This is a genomic window from Sphingobium sp. TB-6 (assembly GCF_012927365.1).
Lineage (GTDB): Bacteria > Pseudomonadota > Alphaproteobacteria > Sphingomonadales > Sphingomonadaceae > Sphingobium.
On the sequence record NZ_JABBGL010000030.1, the window covers coordinates 12,942 to 32,968 of the forward strand.

The following is a 20,027-nucleotide window of genomic DNA, read 5'->3' on the forward strand; positions in this document are numbered from 1 at the left end:
CCCATACTCATACGAATGGATACTTTGCAAGGGAACGGTCGAAGCGATGACAATGCGGGCATGGGTAATCAAGCAATACGGCAAGCCGGAGGATCTTGTTCTCGACCGGATCCCGGTTCCATCCTTGCGCGAAGGTGGCGCGGAACCGGTTGATACGCTGGTGAAAATCGAGGCTGTCGGGCTGAATTTTGCAGACGAGATAGCGATTGCAGGCCGCTATCAGGACCGCATCGAGCCTCCGTTTGTGCCTGGTAATGAATTTGCCGGAACCGTGGTTCAAACAAGTGGTAGTTCCCGGTTTCAAATCGGCGATAGAGTGGCGTGCCAAGTTCGCAGCGGGGCATTCGCGGAATATTGCGCGGTTCCCTCGCACCGATTAATGGCCATCGGCGATTTGCCCGCCCCGATCGCTGCCGCGCTCCCTGTTTCCTACACGACAGCTCATGTAGCATTGTTCCAGAAAGCCAATCTGACCGCCGGACAGACAATTCTGATTCATGCCGCCGCAGGTGGGCTTGGCATCGCTGCAACGCAACTGGCCCGCTCCGCCGGGGCTCGTATCATCGCAACGGCAGGATCGGAGGACAAGCGTCGGATAGCACGCGAGAATGGCGCTGAACACGTGATCGATTACCGCCAGCCGGATTGGCACGACGAGGTTAAAGCGTTGGCGCCGCAAGGCGTCGATATTATTCTCGATCCGGTAGGAGGACAAACTTCGGAGCGAAGTTTACGCCTTTTGGGATGGCGGGGGCAGTTGCTCGTGTGTGGCTTTGCCAGTGGCGAGATACCGGCCTTGAAAGCGAACTACATGCTGGTGAAATCGGCCAGTGTGCATGGCGTTTACTGGAGCTTTGACCGCAATCCAGAGGAAATCGCTACAATACAGCAGGATTTGGTTGGCCGGTGTGCTGACGGCAAGATCAGTCCTCTGATCCAGCAGGTCCGCCCGATTAGCGAATTAATAGAGGCGATCAAGGACTTAGGAACGCGAAATACAGTCGGCAAGGTAGTATTGGCATGGTAGAGCTGATCAGCCATGTGGATCGGCTCTTTAGCAGGCTGCTGAAAAATCCCACGGTTTGGCGATGAAGGAGGTGTCGTCGCCATTGTCGTAGGCGATTTCGCCTTCGAGCCATCCATCGTCGCGCAGGTCGGCCCAACCGGTTTCGGTCACCTGGTCGCCCTCATCGGCACCATTCCAGTCGAAGTCGACCCCGCTGGGGGTGAACCGTAAGCGGGGCCTGACGCTTTCAATTACCCACAAGTGGTCGTGAGCGTGATTCCGTTGGCCGCATGAGCGTTGCTCGCCTGGAATCAGGCATGATTCATTCCCTGGCACCTGGAATGGTTGGCGGGGTGCAACGTGGAGACGTCCGTTTTCGATGCGGCAGTATGGGCAGACGGCGAAGTCGATCCTGCCGCCTTTCGTGACAAGCGACTGGCCGAACGGCTTCGAACGATGCTTAAACAGATGGCAGGAGCGATTGGCGCGCCGATACCGATGGCGTGCCAGGACTGGGCCAATACCAAGGCGGCCTACCGCTTTTTCTCCAATGGCTCTGTGAACGAGGGCGACATACTTGCCGGGCATTTCCAGGCGACACGGGCACGCGCGGCGGCGCTTGAGGGGTTCATTCTGGTTTTACAGGACACCACCGAATTCTCCTATCAACGGCGCGATCCCGAAAAAATTGGCGCCATCGGTCTTGCGCCGAGCCGACGCGATGAGAATGGCCGTCTTCGGCTTCATACGGTCTGTGGCCTGCTTATGCACTCCAGCCTTGCGATCACGACCGAGGGATTGCCGCTGGGTCTGACCGCGGCGAAATTCTGGACCCGTACCAGGTTCAAGGGCACCAATGCGTTGAAACGGCGGATCAATCCCACGCGCGTGCCGATCGAGGAGAAGGAGAGCTACCGCTGGCTCGAGAATATGCGCCAATCGACCGCCCTGCTGGGTGAGCCGGAGCGACTGGTTCACATTGGCGATCGGGAGAACGACATTTACGAGTTCTTCTGCGAAACGCAGGCGCGGGGCACGCATTTCCTGGTCCGCACCTGTGTCGATCGTCTGGCCGGTGACGGTGGCCATACGATCGCCGACGAAATGAGCGAGACCACAGTTCAGGGCCTGCATCGGGTCGCCATCGGCAAGGACGATCATGCCGACATCGAACTACGCTATAGGCGCATTCAGGTTCTGCCGCCGATCGGAAAGCAAAAGCGCTATCCCTCCCTCAGCCTGACCATCTTGCATGCCCGCGAATGTGGAATGCCCGAAGGGCGGCCTCCGATCGACTGGCGGCTCATCACCGATCTGCCGGTAACAACGCCCAAGGAAGCCATCGAAAAGCTCGGTTGGTATGCCCAGCGTTGGAAGATCGAACTTTTTCACAAGATACGCAAATCCGGCTGCCGAGCCGAAGATGCACGGCTGCGGACCGCCGAACGCCTCGCCAACCTGATCGCCATATTCTGCATTCTATCTTGGCGCTTGTTCTGGATGACCATGATCAACCGCGCAGCTCCTGATGCATCGCCTCGACTAGTATTGACCGATGTTGAAATTACCCTGATCGATCGACTTGCAGCTTCCCGAAAGAATGAACAGCCAGGCAGAACCCTTTCCCACTATCTAACCCAAATCGCCAGGCTCGGAGGCTATCTTGCACGAGCCCATGATCCGCCGCCTGGCAACATCGTCATCTGGAGAGGATGGTCCCGCCTGATGGACATCAAAATCGGTGCCAACGTCTCAGCTGCAACACTTGTAGGTAATTGAAAGCCTCAGGCCACGCTTACGGTGAACCCGCCGTCCACCGAGGCGCAGAGCGCCCCGAACGCCATTTCGCCGGTGCCATCGGCGTCGATGCGCAGGAAAGCGGGGCCGCACAGGTCGAGATGGTCGCGCGGCCAGGCTCCGCTGGCCACAATCCGCCATTTGCCAATGAGGGTAGCCAAGCCCTTTTTCAGCAGCCTGTTAAAGCGGTTTTCGACCGCTCTAACCCGTCTTATTCACCCGGGTCATGGGCTCGGGTTGGCGAACGTAGCGTAAGTTATATTACTGAACTGGAATAGAGAAAGGGTGCTTAAGTCATCCCTCTAAGCCGGACAGAAAGTGCCACGCCCGCCATGACAGAAGGTAGCGGTAATTGCTCACGGGGTCGGCAATTGGTGGGCTGATCAGGCGACCATGAATCTGCCGTCGACGAGTTCGCGGATGGCTACGAGGGCCGATTTGCCGCTGAGACGAGCGGTTCCGGTGACGGATCGATATCCAGCGTGGATCTGGGCACCCCAGTCGGACCGGAAGCCGTTGGTGACCTTGCGGAACACGACTGAGGGGCGGATCTCGCGCTCTGATATATTGTTTGGGCGGCGGCGATTACGGTGGCCGGTTCAGCGGCAACTATGATGGCCGGTATGCTCGCCCGTCAGGCCTGATCGCAGGGAGGGGCGAAGCCCCGACCGGAGAGCGGGCCTGACGGGCGAAGGCGATCTTCAAAGCCCCTTGTCGGGGCTCTGATCGGGCGACGCCGGGTGGTGGTATTGGAACGCTTATCGAACACAGCAACGATAGGTTCCGATGCCTGGCCACCACATTCCCGATCAGCAGGCACATCTCTTTATGGTTCAGCGTCGTCATCACACCCAGGCCGTCGCGGCCGCCAAGGCCGGTATCAGCGAGCGCAGCGCGCGTCGGATCGAGAAGGATCCCCGCCTGCCATCCCAGAAGAAGCGCGAGCGCCACTGGCGCACCCGACCCGATCCCCTCGAACAGGTGTGGTCGCGCGTGGAAGAGCTGCTCAAGATCGAGGGCATCCTGGCCGTCACCGTCTTCGAGACCGTACAGGACGAGTTCGGAGAAGACGCCGTCCCTGACGGGGTGAGACGCACTCTCGAGCGCCGGATTGCCCGCTGGCGGGCGCTGAACGGCGGCGAGAAGGAGATCTTCTTCCCCCAACGTCACGAGATCGGCCGGCAGGGACTGTCAGACTTTACCGTCTGCGACGAGCTGCGCGTCACCATTGCCGGCGAGCGCTTCGATCATCGCCTCTTCCATTTCTGCCTGGCCCGCAGTGGCTGGGAACATGCCGCTGTCGTTCTGGGCGGAGAGAGCTTCAGCGCCCTGTCCGAACACCTGCAGGATGCGCTGTGGAAGCTGGGCGGCGTGCCGGCGGAACACCGCAGTGACTCGCTCTCGGCCGCCTACAAGAACCTCGACGCCGACGCCCAGCGCGATTTCACCCGCAGTTACGAAGATCTGTGCCGACATTACGGCATGCGCGCCACCCGCAACAACCGCGGCGAGGCCCATGAGAATGGCTCGATCGAGAGCCCCAATGGTCACCTGAAGCGGCGGCTCGATCAGGCCCTGCGCCGCCGAGGCAGCCGCGATTTCGCCAGCATCGAAGACTATCGCCGTTTCGTCGAGGGGGAGGTTGCCAAGCAGAACCGGCGCCGGGGCGCGCTCGTGGATGAGGAACGCCGCTTGCTCAAGCCGCTGCCGCCGCGCCGGACCACCGATTTCGCCCTGATCAGCGCCGATGTCACCCGTAACGGCACTGTCAGCCTCGATCGGGTCACCTATTCGGTGCCCTCGCGCCTCGTTGGGCGCCGGCTCCACGCCCACCTTTACGATGACCGTATCGAGCTCTTCCTCGGGCCCGACAAGGTGATGACCACCACCCGCGTCCGCGTCAAACACCCCGATCGGGGGCACAGCGTCGATTTCCGGCACTTCATTGGCAACCTGCGGCGCAAACCCCAGGCCTTGCGCTATCTGGTCTACCGCGATGCCCTGTTTCCCACCCATGCCTATCTGCGGGCATGGCAGGCGCTCGATGCCGCCCTCGATGCCCGGCAGGCCTGTCGTGACATGGTCGCACTGCTCGATATCGCGGCCAACGGCGACTGCGTCGATGCGCTGGCCGGGCGGATCGAGGCCGCGCTCGATGGGGGCGGGCTGCCCGATATTGCCCAACTGAGGGGCGAGTTCCTGCCCACCACCAGGGCCCGTGGCGACGTCACGATCCCGCCGCCCAATGCCACGGGTTACAACTGCCTGCTCGTCAGCCTGGAGATTCAGTGATGTCCAGGACCAGGGATCAGGCCGCCGCCGTGCTGCCCACCTTGCTGACAGCGCTACGCCTGCCCAGCATCAACCGTAACTGGAAGCGGCTCACCGACACCGCCGATCGCGATGGCTGGCCCGCGGCCCATCTGCTCGCCTCGCTGCTCGAGATCGAGATGGCCGAGCGCACCTCGCGGCGCATTCAGCGCCATCGCGACCAGTCCGGCCTACCGGCCGGCAAGACCTTCGGCACGTTCGACTTCGACGCCGCTCCCGGCATCCGCAAGCCGCACCTGCTTTCCCTTGCGACCGGCGAGGGCTGGATCGACAGCGGCGACAATCTCCTCATCTTTGGCCAATCGGGCACCGGCAAGACGCACGCCATTGCCGCCATCGGCCACGCCCTTGTCGACGCCGGGCGCCGCGTCCTGTTCTGCACCACCACCGACATGGTCCAGAAACTCCAGGCCGCCCGTCGCGATCTCAGCCTCTCCTCGATGCTCGACAAGCTCGACAAGTACAATCTCATCGTCCTCGACGACCTGTCTTATGTCCGCAAGGACCAGATCGAGACCAGCGCCCTGTTCGAGCTCATCGCCCATCGCTACGAGCGCCACTCCATTGCCATCACCGCCAACCAGCCATTTTCAGCTTGGCCAAACGTTTTTCCGGACCCCGCCATGACCGTCGCCGCCATAGACCGCCTCGTTCACCACTCCACCATCTTCGAGATGAACGGCGAGAGCTACCGCAAGCGCTCCGCCGTCGCCCGCATCTCAGCCATGGAAAGCACCAGCGACAATTATCCGCCCGACGCATCCCACGACCGGCCATCATAATTGTCGCTGAGGTAATTGTCGCTGGCGTCAATTATCCAGGCAACCTTCGCGGCCAGATCGAACCGGCTCTCCGCGACCCTCAGCGACAATTACAACTCCGCCCGATTGTCGCTGGCCGTTGCCAAAACCGCAGCCCAATGTTAGACAAAATGCACCATTCGGCGCCGCCGCATACCGGCCATCATAATCGCCGCCGATCGGTCACCGTAATCGTCGCGCTATACGCGCCACCCTATATCGCTATATCGGTCCAGACGGCGCGCTCCGAGGCCACGCGCTCAAGGCGTTGGAGGCCTGAGATGGCGGAGATCACCGACAAAAAACTGGAAGCGCTCCGGGACGGATTGGACACACTGTGGACTTGTAACGGTTTTGTGCCGGTCAGCTATCTCATTAAGCCACCTTGGCTTCGAAGGCGAGTGGGCTGATGCCGCCGAGATATGAATGTCGGCGACGGGTGTTGTAGAAGCCATTTATGTACTGGAAGATTGCAGCTTCCGCCTGACGCCGGGTTGGCCAGCTCTGCCGCCAGATGAGTTCGGCCTTCAGGGATTTGAAGAATGTCTCGACGGAGGCGTTGTCGTAACAATTTCCCTTGCCGCTCATCGAAGGACGCAGGCCATAGGCCTGCAGTTTCTTCTGATAATCATAGGAGCAATATTGGCTACCGCGATCCGAGTGGAAAAGGCAGCCCTCTGGAGGCTGGCGCAGGCGTACTGCCATATCCAGCGCCCTGATCGCTAGGTCCTTCTTCATCCTGTCGCTGACTGCCCAGCCAACGACGCGACGGCTATGCAGGTCCAGGATGACGGCAAGGTAGAGCCAGCCTTCGGATGTCCAGATATATGTGATGTCGCCGGCCCATTTACGGTTGGGCGCATCGGCGGCGAAGTCGCTGTCCAGCCAGTTCGCTGCGATCCCCAGGCGATGGTGGCTGTCGGTTGTGACCTTGTGCTTGCGCGTGCGGACTGGCTTGATCCCGTTGATCTTCATCAGCCGCCCGACCCGGCGCTCGCCAACGTCGAGCCCAACCTCTTTGAGTTCCATGGTCATCCTCGGACGACCATAGCTGCCGAGGCTGAGGCTGTACTGCTCCCTGATATGGGCCAGCACTTTCATATCCGTCCGCTCCCGCCGACTGATCGGTCGCGAGCGCCAGGATCGATAGCCGCGCTCACTGACAAGCATGACACGGCAGAGCAGTTCAACAGGCCACCGGTGCCGCCAGCTATGCACAAAAGCGAACTTCTCGGCCTTTGGCTCGCGAAGAACTGCGTGGCCTTTTTTAGTACTTCCCTCTCCTCCCGCAGCACACGGTTCTCAAGGCGAAGGCGTTCATTCTCACGTGCCAGATCTGCCTGCGGCGCTGAAACCAGATCGCTGGGTCGATACTGCGATACCCACTTGCCCAGCGTCGACTTCCCAATCCCCAAATCCGATGCAACCCGGTCGCGGGGTAATCCGCTGGTCAGCGCAATCCGCACCGCCTCCTGCTTGAACTCTTCTGTATGCTTGATCATCTCGTCGGTCTCCTGTTGCGAGCTCTAATCGCTCAGGTGACCGGCGCAAATCCGTTACAAGTCCACTGTCGCTCATTCACGCGGTCGACGAACTCGATAAAATGCGTGGCCATCTGAACGATCGGGAGCACCACAATCCCCCGGAAATCCGCAATGACATCCTCAAGCTGCACGATCTGGCGATGGATGTCGTCAACCACGGCATGAAAGGCCGTGCGCCTGCGCTGTTTGACCTGGCAACCGAGATCGAGGACCAACTCTCCGACCTCAGCGAGGCCCTCGAAAATATCCAGGAAGCGATCGACAAACTGACGGATTTACAACCCGAGAGCCTTCGATGGGGCGACTGAAATCCTATGTCGCGTTACGTACCTTTGCCGGGATTGACCCTGTCCATGTATGCTCGGGGCATGAGCGCCCGGGAGATCACCGGGCACTTGCATGAGCTGTACGGCATCGACGTATCGCCCGATCTGATCAGCACGGTGACCGACGCCGTGCTCGATGAAGTGGCGACCTGGCAGCAGCGGCCGCTCGATCCGATTTACCCTCTCGTCTTCTTCGACGCGATCCGGGTGAAGATCCGCGATGAAGGCATGGTCCGCAACAAAGCGATCCACATCGCGCTGGGGGTGCGCGCCGACGGCGCCAAGGAGGTGCTCGGCCTGTGGCTCGAGCAGAATGAAGGCGCCAAGTTCTGGCTCAGGGTGATGAACGAGCTTCGGAACCGCGGCACGGAGGATATCCTGCTGGCCGTCGTCGATGGCCTCAAGGGCTTCCCGGAGGCGATTACCGCTGTTTTCCCGGAAGCCATCGTCCAGACGTGCATCGTTCATCTGCTCAGGAACTCGATGGACTTCGTCTCCTGGAAGGATCGCAAGGGGTTGGCGACGGCGCTCAAGGAAATCTACCGCGCGCCCAGCGCCGACGCGGCCGAAAAGGCGTTGACGGCGTTCGAGGCTGGCCCGTGGGGCCAGCGCTATCCCGCCATTGGTCAAAGCTGGCGGCGGGCCTGGGCCGAGGTCATCCCGTTCTTCGCCTTCCCCGACGAGGTCCGCCGGATCGTCTACACGACGAACGCCATCGAAGCTTTGAACTCGAAGCTCAGGCGCGCCGTCCGGGCCAGGGGCCACTTCCCCAGCGACGATGCCGCCACAAAGCTGCTCTATTTGATCTTGAACCGGTCGGAAAAAGAGTGGAAAATGCCACCACGTGAGTGGTCCATGGCCAAGGCCCAGTTCGCCGTCATCTTCGGCGAGCGCTTCGTCAGGGCCATGGCGGCCTAATGTTCAACCGCCCGCCCGCACACGGAAATCCTGACAGTCCCGCAAAGTCCTTGTCATTGGACAGCTTTGAAGCTGCGCCAGCGGTGGGGAGCAAGACCGTGGTCGTGCCAGATCTTCACGACCGAGGACGCAGCGATGCCAACGGCTTTGGCCATCGCACGAACCGTCCAGTGGGTCGCTTCGTGACCAGGGGTTTCGAGCGTCAGTGCCACGACCTCGTCGACCAGTTCGGCGTCGAGTGGTGCGATGCCCGGTGGCCGGGTCTTGTCGCGCAACAAACCTTCGACGCCCTCGGCCATGAAGCGCTCCTGCCAGCGCCACACGCAGGTCTTCGACTTTGCGGTGGCGGCCATGATCGCACCGGTACCGAGGCCCTGATCGCTCAGGAGAATGATCCGCGCCCGCCACACATGTTTCTGGGGCGAGCCGCGCGCCGCAACGATCGCTTCAAGTCGAGACCTGTCCGTGGCGGTGACCGAAATGCTTATACCAGTACGCATCCCGCACTGTCGCACGCTGCTACGCCGACGGGAATCCCCGATCGGACTCTTCCGTTCCGATCAATCCACTCTCATGTTCGCCACGTCAATGCCGATAAACGCTTCTCCATGCTCCGCCATGATATGTCCTCCGCGATAGCGAAGGCTCGGCACTCGCACCGCCCTCGCCACCACAGTGTAAGCGTAGGGTCGCCCTCAGTCGCTCAGCGGACATACGGTCTTACCTTCAGCACCCGGAAACCTCTCATTTAAACCGGAGGAACAAACAGGGGAGGACTTCAACACAGTCAAAACCTCATGGCCAGCGGTGAAGCGGGGTATTCGACTGAGAGACGGGACGAGTCGGTATCATCCCGTTCGGGTATCAGACCGCAATCAGCAGCGCATCACCCTTCAGCTTCACGTCGTAGGTGCGAACGGGCTCTATGCAGGGGAAGTTTACGGCTTTACCGGTTTTTATGTTGAATGAACCGCCATGAAACGGACATTCGATTACATCCTTTTCCTGCCAGCCATCACTCAAGGATGCATTTCCATGGGTGCACTTGTCGCTAGTGGCGTAAAAATCGTCACCCAGCCTGAAAACTGCGATTCTATTGCCATCAGGCAATTCAAAACAGCGCGGTTCTCCTTCCGAAATCTCATCCGTACAGCAAACGCGAACATATTCCCTCATCATTTTCCTCAATTCCGACCCAGGCTGGTGGCTATTCCTTGCTAGATAGGGTTTCTAACCACTTTTCCTAGTATTTGCCGCAAGGGTATATCCGGACTGGCGAGAGCCTCCGGATCGGCGGGGGTCCCGGCGATGACCATGCGGCGAAGCAGTATCAGGTCCCGTCCGGCATTGACCGCCACGCATCCTGCGACGACCCCGTCGGCAAGATATAACTGCGCGAAACCGCCATTGGGCAAGGACCGTCTTACCCTGGCAAGCCCATCGGACACAGTTCCCACGATCTGGATGCTGAGATCATACTGGTCGGTCCAGAATGAACAGGGCAGGGGGGGCCGGGAGGTATCGCCGAGCATCGCCCTCGCCGCGATAGCGCCCTGGTCCGCGGCATTCTGGTACGTCTCGTATCGAACGGTGCGGCCGCCGGCCGCGGGCACCCTGGCGACATCCCCGGCGGCGAAGACGAAATCGCAGCTCGTCCGGTTCGAGGAATCGACGACGATGCCGTCGGCGACCGCCAGTTCCGCCCGAACCGCGAGCTCCGAGCGCGGGATGATACCGATGCCCACGCCGACCACATCACATTCGAGGATCGCCCCGTCATCGCATTCGAGAGCGCAAACCCGGTCACCATCCCTGACAAACCGGCGGAGCGAGCGGCCGTAGGAGACGCGAACGCCATGCTCCTCGTGAACCGAGGCCAACCATCCTCCCATCTCGGCCCCCAGGGCGCGAACCATGGGAGCCGGCTCGGGCTCGATCGCACGGACCTCGCAGCCGAGCTGCCGGGCCGTCGCTGCCAGTTCAGAACCGATGACGCCCATGCCCACCACCGCTAGGCGGATACCAGGTGAAAGCTGGCGCGCCAGCCGGAGTGCGTCATCCTTCGTGCGCAAATAATTGACATTGAGGGCATCGTCCCCCTGATCTGGACGGACCCTGCGGACATCGCCTCCGGTCGCAATCAGAAGGCGGCCGAAGGACATACCCTCTCCAGTGTCGGTCGTCAGTTTCCTGCCGTGAAGGTCGATTCCAGTGACGCGGCGGCCCAGTATCAGTTCGACGGCGTTTTCCTGGTACCAGTCCTCGGGTTTCAGGAAAAATGATTGCGCGATGAGTTCCGGCTCGCGAAGCGCAAGCTTCGATAGCGGCGGTCGCTCATACGGCCGCCACGGCTCCTCGCCAATGATCGTGACTCGTCCAGAGAAGCCCTGCCGGCGCAGTTCCGTCACGCAGGAATCGCCGGCCACGCCGCCCCCGATTATGACGACGCTGTCGTTCACTTCATTCATGATCTACCGTCCTACCCAGACGACCTTACCAACCCACCAGTATTGCAGGCATGGCTGCCGCGCCCAGCCTTCGCCGTCTTCGGCCCTGCGCGCGCCCGAAACGGGCGATGGGCGAGCTGCGCATCCGGCGCAACCCGCCCCGGCATGATCGCCGTAAAGAAGCATCGCCGTCTCCGGCGATGCCCGCCGCGGCCTGCGTCAGCCCGTGAGGAAATCAACATGGATGCGATTGAACTCGTCGGCATTCTCGAATTGCGGCCAGTGGCCGCACTTGTCCATGACGACGAACTCGCTGCCGGGGATCATGCTGGCGATCTCGCGTCCTTGCTCGACGGTTGCCGTCGGGTCATGGCTCGTCCAGAGGACAAGCGTGGGCGACTGGATGGAACCGTATTGCTCCTTGGTGAACAGGTTACGCTTGCGAACGTCCATTTCCTGTAGGCACAGGATACGCCGGGTGACATCTGAATAGCCGGGACGGTTGAAGATCCGCCGGCGGCATTCGATGAGATCATCGTTGACCATCGACTTGTCGTACATGAGGAATTCCAGTCGAGCCTTCACGGTCTCCCAAGTCGGATTGTCGGCCGCGGCATTCGACACCTTCTTGATCCGCTCCATGACTTCAGGGTTCGCGACCCAGCCGCCAGCGGTGTTAAGCACCACCTTGTCGACGCGGTCGGGATGGTGGACCGCCAGGTGGGTCGCCACCCAGCCTCCCAGAGATTCGCCGGAAATATGAGCCTTTTCCTTGCCGATGGCGTCCATCGTGCGCAGGACGTGTTCGGCGTAGGTCGGAATTTCATAGGTGGTCTCGGGATAGTCCGACCAGCCGTGGCCGATCATGTCTATCGCCCAGGTGTCGAAATGCTCGCCATGGGCGGCCATGTTGCGCGAATAGGCTTCGGCGTGTCCGCTCGTTCCGTGAAGGAGAATCAGCACTGGCTTGCTCGAGTCTCCAGATTTTACGTAGCGGGTCTTCGTTCCGCCTGCATCGATGTAGCCCTGTGTGAAACTGACGCCGGTGAGGTCGGACCATATACTTTCATGCATCGCTAAAGTCCTTTTCATTTGCTCGTATTGAAATGGAATGTGCCGGCACACGGCGGATCACGGGTCCGGCTTGTGGTCTGGATAGGGGCCAAGCGAGGCGACCAGCGCGACTGAGAGCGCCACGAGCGGGAGTATCAGCAGGAACATCGGCCGATACGTGCCGAATGCATCGTAGATCATTCCCGCAGCGGTCGGCCCCAGGCCGATCCCCAGACTTATCCCGCCGGTAATCGTTCCGAACAGCGTTCCGAAACTGCGCATGCCGAAATAGCGGGAGGCGAGGTAGGCGAGGGCATCGACTTCGGCGCCCACGCCTGCACCGATCAGGATAGCGATGGTAGCCGCCATCATCGTTGATCCGTCGAAGGACAGCAGCACGAGAGAGGCCAGGATCGGGAGGGAGAAGCCCACCGCCGCGACGATGGGTCCATGAAATCTGTCGATCAGGCTTCCGGTAACCAGTCGAGCTACGATCGTGGCCACGCCGACGAGGCCGGCCAGCTTGACGGCTTCGTCCATCGCGATGCCCTGACCCGTCAGCAGGGGAACGAAATGAACGACGAGACCCATGACACAGAAATTGATGAGAAAACCTGACAGGACGAGCCGTACAAAGACGGCCGAGCGCAAACCCTGCGAAATCGTGAGCCCGGACTGGCGACCCGGGATAGCGCCGACCGCATTCCCAGAGACTGCGGCAGGCGCGTCCCTGAAAAAGAGTACAAGCAGGGGCAGCAGAACGAGCGCGGAAGTTGTTCCCAGCACGAAAAAAGCCGCCCGCCAACCCGAAGATTCGATGAGTGCGCCGGCCACGACCGGGGAGATCGCCGAACTGAACCCGGTCCCGGTCAGCGCGACTCCCATCGCAAGGCCGCGCCGGCGATGGATGCGGCGGGCGACCGCCGACATCCACACCGTCGGCTTCATCATCACCGAACCGGCTGCCACCACGGTCCAGATCAGGAACCAGGACTGCAGGCTGCCCGTGGCCGACAGCAGCGCGATGCCCGAGCAGAAGACGATGCAACCGAGAATCGCGATGCGCCGCGATCCCAGGCGATCGATCGAATAGCCGACGAAGGGTGCGGCGATCACCGAAATCAGACTTATGAGGGTGAGCCCGGCGCTGGTCTGGCCCCGGCTCCACCCTTGTTCGCGCGAAATCGGGACAACGAACGGCCCCAGCGCATAAAGGTAGATCATGCTTACCGTGAGCCCGACCGTGCAGACAAGCACCACCCCCCAATCGCGTGCGGTTTCGGCGGGCAGGCGGCAGAGCGGGGCTCCCGTCACCTCCGCCGGCGGAACGGCACCTTCGCGGGCCTGCTGAAAACCGTCCCTCATTCCGCGCCGATGCCCTGGCCACGGGCCAGAAGACTGGCTGTTTTCAGCGCGCAGTGCAACATCGCAGGGTCGGATTTGCCCGTGCCTACAATGTCGTAGGCAGTGCCGTGCGCAACCGAAAGAAACAGATAGGGAGGGCCGAGAACCAGAACGCAATTCCCGGAAAAGCCCCATGTCTTTACCGCGATGTGACCCTGATCGTGGTACATCGCGAGCACCATGTCGTAGCGGCCCTCGATGCAGTGCCGGAAAACCGCGTCCGGACTTTGCGGAAGGCTGGCGTCCACTCCCAAGGCGCGCGCGCGTTCGACCCCCGGAGCGATCTGCTCCCTGTCTTCCGGCCCGTTCGCGTGGGCGTTGAAACCCGATACTCCGATGCGCCGCGGTTCCATACCCCACGAGCGCATTGCGGCGTCGAGCTGCACCAGGGCCTTTTTGACTTGATCTGCGGTGATGAGGCCGCTGACCGAGGCCAGCGGAACGTGATCGGTCAGGTGCGCGACGCGCAGCGCGCCGGAAAATATCAGCAGATAGCTCTCTCCGACCACCGGGCTCACCGTTCTCGATCGCTGCCCGGCAAGTTTGAACGAACCTGAACTGATCGGCGCCATGACAAGCGCGTCGATTGTTCCCTCGCGCGCCAAGCCGATGGCGATGTCCATCCAATTGGCGACCGCATCGCCGGCGGCTGCCGAGTCCGCGCCCAGGGGAAAGGCCTCGGCAGGCAGGCCCTCGGGATCGAGGACATGAAGCACGCCGACAGTGTCCTCGACCTCCCCGGCATGGGCGACAGTCTTGATGCTGGCGTCGAGACCGCAGGTTTCGAGCGCCCGGGAGATGACTGAAGCGCTGCCGATCAGCAGGTGACGCGTGTCGGGCGCAAGTCCTCCAGCGCAAAGGGCCTTAACGACGACTTCGGGTCCGACGCCGGCCGGATCTCCGATGACCACGCCGGTCATGTTGTTGCGCGCGACTGGGCTGGTCATTTCGCCATCAGATCGTGTAGAAATCAAGCACTGTGTCGGTCAGCGGGTTCAGCACCACGGTCCGCTTACTCGCGATCTTCAATTCGCCGTCAATGTCCGCCAGCCTGTAGTTTGCGTGGCCGCGATAGCTGATCAACTGGTCCTCCCGGAAAGATTCGGTTTTCCAGTTGGTCTCGATGAGAAGGCCTGTTTCCGCGTGTTCCACCAGCAGCACTGAGAATATGTGGTTCGTCCGCAGCGCCGGGGTCGAGGCTGAGGAGGTTCCAGTCCGGATGCGGAACACACGGTCCTCCAGTCCGCCGCGATTCTCGTAATAGATCATCGAGATCTGCGAGCGGGGGTCGCTGGTAAGCTCGCCGTCGTCACCCCATGCCGGAACCCAGAATTCGCAATCCGGCAAATAGAGGTCCAGCCATTCGTCCCACCGCCGGGCATCCAGCAGGAAGGCCTCGCGACCGATGAGGGCCTGCGCCCGCAGCCATGTTTCTCCGGCAGTGGTCAAGCGATCAACTCCCCAACCGGGATTGATTGCGCGTTGGTCCTGCCTTCTTCAATGTCGAGAGCGTGTTCCATCCTTCTCAGCCATTCCTCGTGCAATTCGACAAATAGTCCCTCGTCGGCGACGGCCTCGCTGCTCATCAGCGCCTCGATCCCGAGCTTCTTTCCGAATTCGCCGCCTCCGGTGACCCACCGTGTCGCGCCGCGGCCGATGTCGCTGCGGCGTCCGCCCTTGCCGAAGCCGATCTGGCAGTTGTTGAACTCGGCGAGATCGTCGGGTGTCGCCATCCCGGTCGCGTTCATGAAGTCCTCGAACTGGCGAATGCGCAGGTTGCGGATTTCCGGCGCCTCGCCACGCGGCGCGATGCCGTAGGATATGACTTCGGTCTCATCGACCGACAGCGGCCTGATGATGCGGATCTGCATGCCGTTCTGGTCCATCAGGAAGACGTTGGGAAACAGCAGCAGATTGCGGATCGTCTTGTTTGTCCACCACGCAGCCTCTTCGCCGTAGGTCACTTGCAGCCACGGGACGATATGACTGTTTGCTCGGGCCTCGGGCGCTCCGGCCATGCCCCAGACGATCTGGTGTCCGTGCGGGAAGGAAAAGAAGCCCCCGGTGCCCGGACCGCCTCCGGTCGAACGCTTGTTCGAACCCAGCACCGGCCGCGCACCGTCTCCGATACCGACGCGCACTCCGTAGCTGGAATCTCCGGTCACCCGGCGCCCGGTCGTCTGGATGTAGTTGGCATGAACCACGGGGGCGTGATAGCCGTCCACGCCATTTTCCGCCTGCAGCTTCCAGTTGCCATGATAGATGTATCTTACAGTGCCGTGCAGGACTTCCAGTTCCCCTTCCGGAGATTGCTGGACAAGGAGGTCGATCAGTTTTCGGGTATCGCCCAGGTACTCATCCAGCGGCGGGACGTCGTCGGTCAGGCTTGCGAAGACGAAACCCCGATAGCTGGCGATTTTCACCTCGTGAAGGCCCAGTCCGCCCTTTTCGAAGTCGCCGGGATAGCCGCCTTCGCCCTCGTCCGTAACGTCCAGCAGCTCGCCGGAATTCGCGAAGGTCCAGCCATGGAACGAGCAGCGAAAGAACTTCGCTGATCCGGTCTTCTGGCGGCATAGCCGCGCACCGCGATGGGTGCAGGCATTGATGAAGCATTTCAGGTCGCCGGCGCGGGTCCGCACGAGCACAACCGGTTCGCGTCCGACATGTGCGGCCATGAAGTCGTTCGGTCGGACAACCTGGCTTTCGTGGCCCAGGAACACCCAGTTCCTTTCGAAAATGTACTCCATCTCCAGATCGAAGATGGCTTGATTGGTGAAAACTTCCTGGTCCAGTCGAACCCTGCCGGTGTCCGATTTCGACACCCATCGGGCCAATTGCGCCCGGAGATCCGTAATCGTGCTGTGGTCTATACTCTGTGTCATCGCATGTTTCCGAACTGTTCCAGACAAAGGTTGCAAATTCACATCAGAAGTTTCGGGAAATCCCAATTCCAAACCGGCTGGGCGGTTCGTAGATCCCATCGGTGCTCAGGTTCCCGACGCGCGACTGCTGCAGGACGGCCTCGTTGAAGATATTCTGGCCAAACACGGAAATGCGCCACACCTTCCCGGGGTCGGTCCACGCGATCTCACCTCCCACGAGGGTATAGGGCTTCTGGGACACGATGTTCAGGAAGTCGAAATAGACCCGGCTTGAATGGTAGACGTTCGCGGTAAGCGAAAGCTGACCCCTGCCCAGATCGTGCCGCCACGTCGGGGCGACGTTGAACGTCCATTTCGGCGCACGAACCATCACGTTGCCGGAAACGTCGCGCGCGGCCACAACATTGCCGCCGCGCGGCGATGGCGTGAAGGTCTGGGCGAACGGGAAATTCCTGTACCGCGCATGGTTGTAGGCGGCGGCGGCGCGCACCTGCATCGACTCGGTCGGGGCGACCTGAAGCTCAAGTTCGCCACCGTACAGCTTGGCCTGCGCCGCATTCTGGACCACGTAGCTGGTGGTCAGCGGATCCCGGGCAGTGACCTGCAAGTCCTTGTAGTCGTAGTGGAACAATGCCAGGTTGACCCGCAGCCATCGCGTCGGGTCCGACTTGATGCCAGCTTCAAGCGCCTTCACTTCCTCCGGCCTCGTCAGCACGGGCGTGATCGTCCCGGTGTAGACTCCGCTCTTGAAGCCGTTGCCATAGCTCACGTAGATGTTCGTCGCGGGCGCAAGCTCGTAGCGGACCGACCCGCGATAAGTGAACTTGTTGAACTGCGCGCTGTCCTTGGGCAGGTCGCGCTGCGCGCCGTTGTTGTCCAGGAAACCCTCTTGGCTGCGTTTTTCGGTAGTGTAGCGTCCGCCGACCGTGACGAACAGGCCCGGCGTGACCTCCAGCGACCCTTCGGCAAACCCTGCGTAGGAATCGGTGGTGTTGCGGAACTTCGAAATGGTGAAGGCCTCGCCGGTAATCGGGAGCGCGGGCGCCGGACCGAACGTGGCGTTGGTGGTTTTCGTCCCGTTGTGGCTGCGCAGGATGAAGGCGTAACCGCCGATCAGCCACGTGAACGGGCCACTGCCGCTCGACAGCAGGCGGACCTCCTGGCTGAACACCTCGCCGATCCGGCCGTAGGGTGAAGTCAGCAGGGTGCCGATGCGCACGTTCGACGCATCCGAATCCGCGTCCTGGCGGACGTCGGTGTGGAGATATCCGCTGGTCGTTTCCAGCGTCGCGCCGCCCAGGTCGAACTCGGTCAGCAGGCCGAAACTATAGTTCTTGCCGTTGAGAAGCGGGGCCGTATCGAGCGCGACCTCCCAGGGTCGAACCGGGACAACCGCGCCATAGCTGCGGCCCAGCGTGTTCCGGTCGATCGGTTGCGGCGCGTTGACCTGGCTCTTGAGGCGGAAATACTCGCCGATCAGCGTGATCTTGGCGCGGTCCGACGGCCGAAACATCAGCTTCGAACGAACGTCCGTGATCGTGAGGTCGCCATAGTCGTCAGCCCCCACAAGGTTCCGCACATAGCCGCCCTCATGCCGCCGGAGCAGGCTGATGTCGGCGGCCACGGTGTCGGACAAGCCGCCGGTGACGTAGGCGCGGGCGTCGTAGGTGAGGGCCGTCTGCGCCGAGCCCGTGATCGCGCCCATGCGCGCATCCACATGGCCGCCGAGTTCGAAGCTGGGATCGGGTGTCACCACGCTGACGAGTCCGCCCGTGGCGTTGCGACCGAAGCTCGTGCCCTGCGGCCCGCGCAGGACCTCGATACGCTCCACCTCGACAAGGTCGACATTCGCGGCCTGCGCGAAGGGCACATAGATGCCATCGACGTAGGTCGCGACGCTCGGTTCGTCGCTGACCGTGACCCCGGTCGAACCGATGCCCCTGATGAACGGCTGGAACGCGCCGAAATTGCGTCCGCCGTTGAACCCGGGAACGATGCTGGTCAGTTCCCGGACCGATGGAGCACCCGCCGCGACGAGCGCTTCCTGCGAAACCGCGGTCACCGCAAGCGGAACGTCCTGCGCCCCTTCCTTGCGCCGGGTCGCGGTCACGATGATGTCGCCGAACGTGGATTCCTGCGCCGACTGTTCCGGTTCGCCGTCGCGGGCCTGGGCATGCGCAAAGTCAGGCGTCGTGACGGCAAGAACCATGACGGCCATTCCTGTGGATGTATGTCTCATGCCTCTCCCAACTATTTTATCTTGGTTTGGCAACATCAACTCCGGCTTGTTGCGACGCGCGTCAGGTGCTGACGCCAATCCTGCGTGACCCGCTTTGTACGGCTTGCGTTCCGGCTTAGGAAGAAGCTGTTTGGCAAAGCAAGATTTCGCGTTTCGGCAAACCTGAGGTCGCACTGGGTGGTCGCTGGAAATCTTCCTGAACGCGCGCGCGGTATTCGCCGCGCGGTCAACCCGCGCCGCATCGGCGCAAGAAATCGATCAGCATTTCGCGCGGTCCGGAGGGTTTCGCATTCGCCTTGGCGCAGATGAGCATTCGCCTGACGGCCCAGGGTTCGTCCAGTTCGATCAGGCGAAGCCGCGAATGCTCAAGATGGGCTGCCCCGGCCATTTCCGGCAGGATCCCCACGCCGAAACCGGCCGCAATCATGCGGCAGACCGCATCGAAGCTGTCCACCGCGACACGCAACCTCAGGGCCCGGCCCGTTTCTTGAGCTTTCTCCGAAAGAAGCCGCGTCATCGCCGTGTCGAATCCCATCTGCACGAGATCCTCGCAGAGTAGGTCGACAAACTTGACCCGGCTCACTCCGGGGCGGAACGACTGCGGGGCGACCACGCCCAGCCGGTCGCAGCGATAGGGCCACAATGTCAGTCCGAAGGTTTCTCCGCCCTCGAGGATTATGCCGATCTCGCTCGCCCCGCCCCGGACCTCGTTTACGATCTTCGGACTGTACGCCTCCTCGAGATCAAGGCCGATCGCGGGGTGCGCCCTGCCGAACGCGGCGAGATCCTCGGGGAGGAACTGTGCGATGGCCGAAGTGCTCGCGCGGATCGACACTCGGCCCCTCAAGCCTTTGCTGAAATCGACCATGTCGCCACGCAGGGCGTTCATTTCGGCAAGGATGGTTTGCGTGCGCCTGAGGCAGGCCTCGCCCGCGGGGGTCAGTTCGACACCGTGGCGCGAACGCCGCAGCAGGCTTACCCCCAGTTCGGCTTCCAGAGTGCTGATCCGCCGGCTAACCGCGGCAATCGCGATGTTGGCGGCGGCCGAGGTCTTCGACAGACTCCGGTGCTCGGCGGCCAGCGCGAATAGCCGCAATGTGACCAGATCAAACATGGCGCCAACTTCGCCGAACGCACTCGAAGTTGCAAGAACCGTAATTGCTCACGGGGTCGGCAATTGGTGGGCTGATCAGGCGACCATGAATCTGCCGTCGACGAGTTCGCGGATGGCTACGAGGGCCGATTTGCCGCTGAGACGAGCGGTTCCGGTGACGGATCGA

The 20,027-nt window shown here is 61.6% G+C and carries 17 protein-coding genes and 3 pseudogenes; 6 read left to right on the forward strand and 14 right to left on the reverse strand.

Annotated elements, in window-relative coordinates:
* The first annotated feature begins 46 nt into the window (after positions 1-46).
* Positions 47-1,027 (forward strand): NADPH:quinone oxidoreductase family protein, encoded by a 981-nt coding sequence (locus HHL26_RS22825; protein ID WP_169576820.1) that lies wholly within the window; start codon positions 47-49, stop codon positions 1,025-1,027.
* A gap of 27 nt (positions 1,028-1,054) precedes the next feature.
* On the opposite strand, the gene HHL26_RS24560 is transcribed toward HHL26_RS22825, so the two are convergent.
* Positions 1,055-1,177: a hypothetical protein gene (locus HHL26_RS24560; protein WP_277349453.1), complete on the reverse strand. Its 123-nt coding sequence runs from the start codon at positions 1,175-1,177 to the stop codon at positions 1,055-1,057.
* A 189-nt stretch (positions 1,178-1,366) separates the two neighbouring features.
* Here HHL26_RS24560 and HHL26_RS22830 point away from each other — a divergent pair, with 189 nt between their 5' ends.
* Positions 1,367-2,785 carry an IS4 family transposase gene (locus HHL26_RS22830; RefSeq protein ID WP_169576821.1) on the forward strand — a complete coding sequence of 473 codons (1,419 nt, stop codon included), beginning with the start codon at positions 1,367-1,369 and terminating at the stop codon, positions 2,783-2,785.
* A gap of 5 nt (positions 2,786-2,790) precedes the next feature.
* Here HHL26_RS22830 and HHL26_RS22835 read toward each other — a convergent pair whose 3' ends face one another.
* Together HHL26_RS22835 and HHL26_RS22840 are read right to left on the reverse strand one after the other, a co-directional pair.
* The gene (locus tag HHL26_RS22835; RefSeq protein ID WP_169576822.1) at positions 2,791-2,964 is read right to left on the reverse strand and encodes a hypothetical protein; all 174 of its coding nucleotides are present in this window, start codon (positions 2,962-2,964) and stop codon (positions 2,791-2,793) included.
* Positions 2,965-3,186: 222 nt separating this feature from the next.
* Positions 3,187-3,375, reverse strand: a pseudogene (locus HHL26_RS22840) (transposase); the annotation flags it as partial.
* Positions 3,376-3,631: 256 nt separating this feature from the next.
* Here HHL26_RS22840 and istA point away from each other — a divergent pair.
* Both istA and istB read left to right on the forward strand, forming a co-directional pair.
* Positions 3,632-5,095, forward strand: a complete 1,464-nt coding sequence (gene istA / locus HHL26_RS22845; RefSeq protein ID WP_169576833.1) for an IS21 family transposase — start codon at positions 3,632-3,634, stop codon at positions 5,093-5,095.
* Positions 5,095-5,916 (forward strand): IS21-like element helper ATPase IstB, encoded by an 822-nt coding sequence (istB, locus tag HHL26_RS22850; protein WP_169576823.1) that lies wholly within the window; start codon positions 5,095-5,097, stop codon positions 5,914-5,916. Before istA ends, istB begins: the two co-directional genes overlap by 1 nt.
* A 393-nt stretch (positions 5,917-6,309) precedes the next feature.
* Here istB and HHL26_RS22855 read toward each other — a convergent pair.
* Positions 6,310-7,436 (reverse strand): IS3 family transposase gene (locus HHL26_RS22855; protein ID WP_206377594.1). Its coding sequence is split into 2 segments (ribosomal slippage): positions 6,310-7,205 and positions 7,205-7,436, totalling 1,128 coding nucleotides; the frame shifts between segments, so codons are not numbered across the junction.
* Positions 7,437-7,537: 101 nt separating this feature from the next.
* On the opposite strand from HHL26_RS22855, the gene HHL26_RS22860 reads away from it, so the two are divergent.
* Together HHL26_RS22860 and HHL26_RS22865 are read left to right on the forward strand one after the other, a co-directional pair.
* A complete protein-coding gene (locus HHL26_RS22860; RefSeq protein ID WP_206377595.1) occupies positions 7,538-7,786 on the forward strand; it encodes a transposase in 249 nt (82 codons plus the stop codon).
* Between the two features lie 39 nt (positions 7,787-7,825).
* Positions 7,826-8,722, forward strand: a pseudogene (locus HHL26_RS22865) (IS256 family transposase); the annotation flags it as partial.
* A 65-nt stretch (positions 8,723-8,787) separates the two neighbouring features.
* Here the strand turns inward: HHL26_RS22865 and HHL26_RS22870 are convergent.
* The 10 genes and pseudogenes from HHL26_RS22870 to HHL26_RS22915 form a co-directional block, all read right to left on the reverse strand.
* A pseudogene (locus HHL26_RS22870) lies at positions 8,788-9,222 on the reverse strand (helix-turn-helix domain-containing protein); the annotation flags it as partial.
* Between the two features lie 364 nt (positions 9,223-9,586).
* Positions 9,587-9,901 (reverse strand): non-heme iron oxygenase ferredoxin subunit, encoded by a 315-nt coding sequence (locus HHL26_RS22875; RefSeq protein WP_169576824.1) that lies wholly within the window; start codon positions 9,899-9,901, stop codon positions 9,587-9,589.
* 38 nt (positions 9,902-9,939) lie between these two features.
* Entirely contained in the window at positions 9,940-11,190 is a 1,251-nt protein-coding gene (locus HHL26_RS22880) for an FAD-dependent oxidoreductase (protein ID WP_169576825.1), read from the reverse strand.
* Between the two features lie 198 nt (positions 11,191-11,388).
* Positions 11,389-12,243, reverse strand: a complete 855-nt coding sequence (locus HHL26_RS22885; protein ID WP_206377596.1) for an alpha/beta hydrolase — start codon at positions 12,241-12,243, stop codon at positions 11,389-11,391.
* Positions 12,244-12,300: 57 nt separating this feature from the next.
* On the reverse strand, positions 12,301-13,587 hold the full coding sequence (locus HHL26_RS22890; protein ID WP_169576826.1) for an MFS transporter: 1,287 nt from the start codon (positions 13,585-13,587) through the stop codon (positions 12,301-12,303).
* Entirely contained in the window at positions 13,584-14,573 is a 990-nt protein-coding gene (locus HHL26_RS22895) for a 4-hydroxythreonine-4-phosphate dehydrogenase PdxA (protein WP_169576827.1), read from the reverse strand. The genes HHL26_RS22890 and HHL26_RS22895 overlap by 4 nt, the downstream gene beginning before the upstream one ends.
* Before the next feature lie 7 nt (positions 14,574-14,580).
* The gene (locus tag HHL26_RS22900; protein ID WP_169576828.1) at positions 14,581-15,075 is read right to left on the reverse strand and encodes an aromatic-ring-hydroxylating dioxygenase subunit beta; all 495 of its coding nucleotides are present in this window, start codon (positions 15,073-15,075) and stop codon (positions 14,581-14,583) included.
* Positions 15,072-16,508, reverse strand: a complete 1,437-nt coding sequence (locus HHL26_RS22905; RefSeq protein ID WP_169576829.1) for a Rieske 2Fe-2S domain-containing protein — start codon at positions 16,506-16,508, stop codon at positions 15,072-15,074. Before HHL26_RS22905 ends, HHL26_RS22900 begins: the two co-directional genes overlap by 4 nt.
* Positions 16,509-16,551: 43 nt before the next feature.
* The gene (locus HHL26_RS22910; RefSeq protein ID WP_169576830.1) at positions 16,552-18,717 is read right to left on the reverse strand and encodes a TonB-dependent receptor; all 2,166 of its coding nucleotides are present in this window, start codon (positions 18,715-18,717) and stop codon (positions 16,552-16,554) included.
* Between the two features lie 256 nt (positions 18,718-18,973).
* Positions 18,974-19,861: a LysR substrate-binding domain-containing protein gene (locus HHL26_RS22915; protein ID WP_169576831.1), complete on the reverse strand. Its 888-nt coding sequence runs from the start codon at positions 19,859-19,861 to the stop codon at positions 18,974-18,976.
* Positions 19,862-20,027 lie beyond the last annotated feature (166 nt).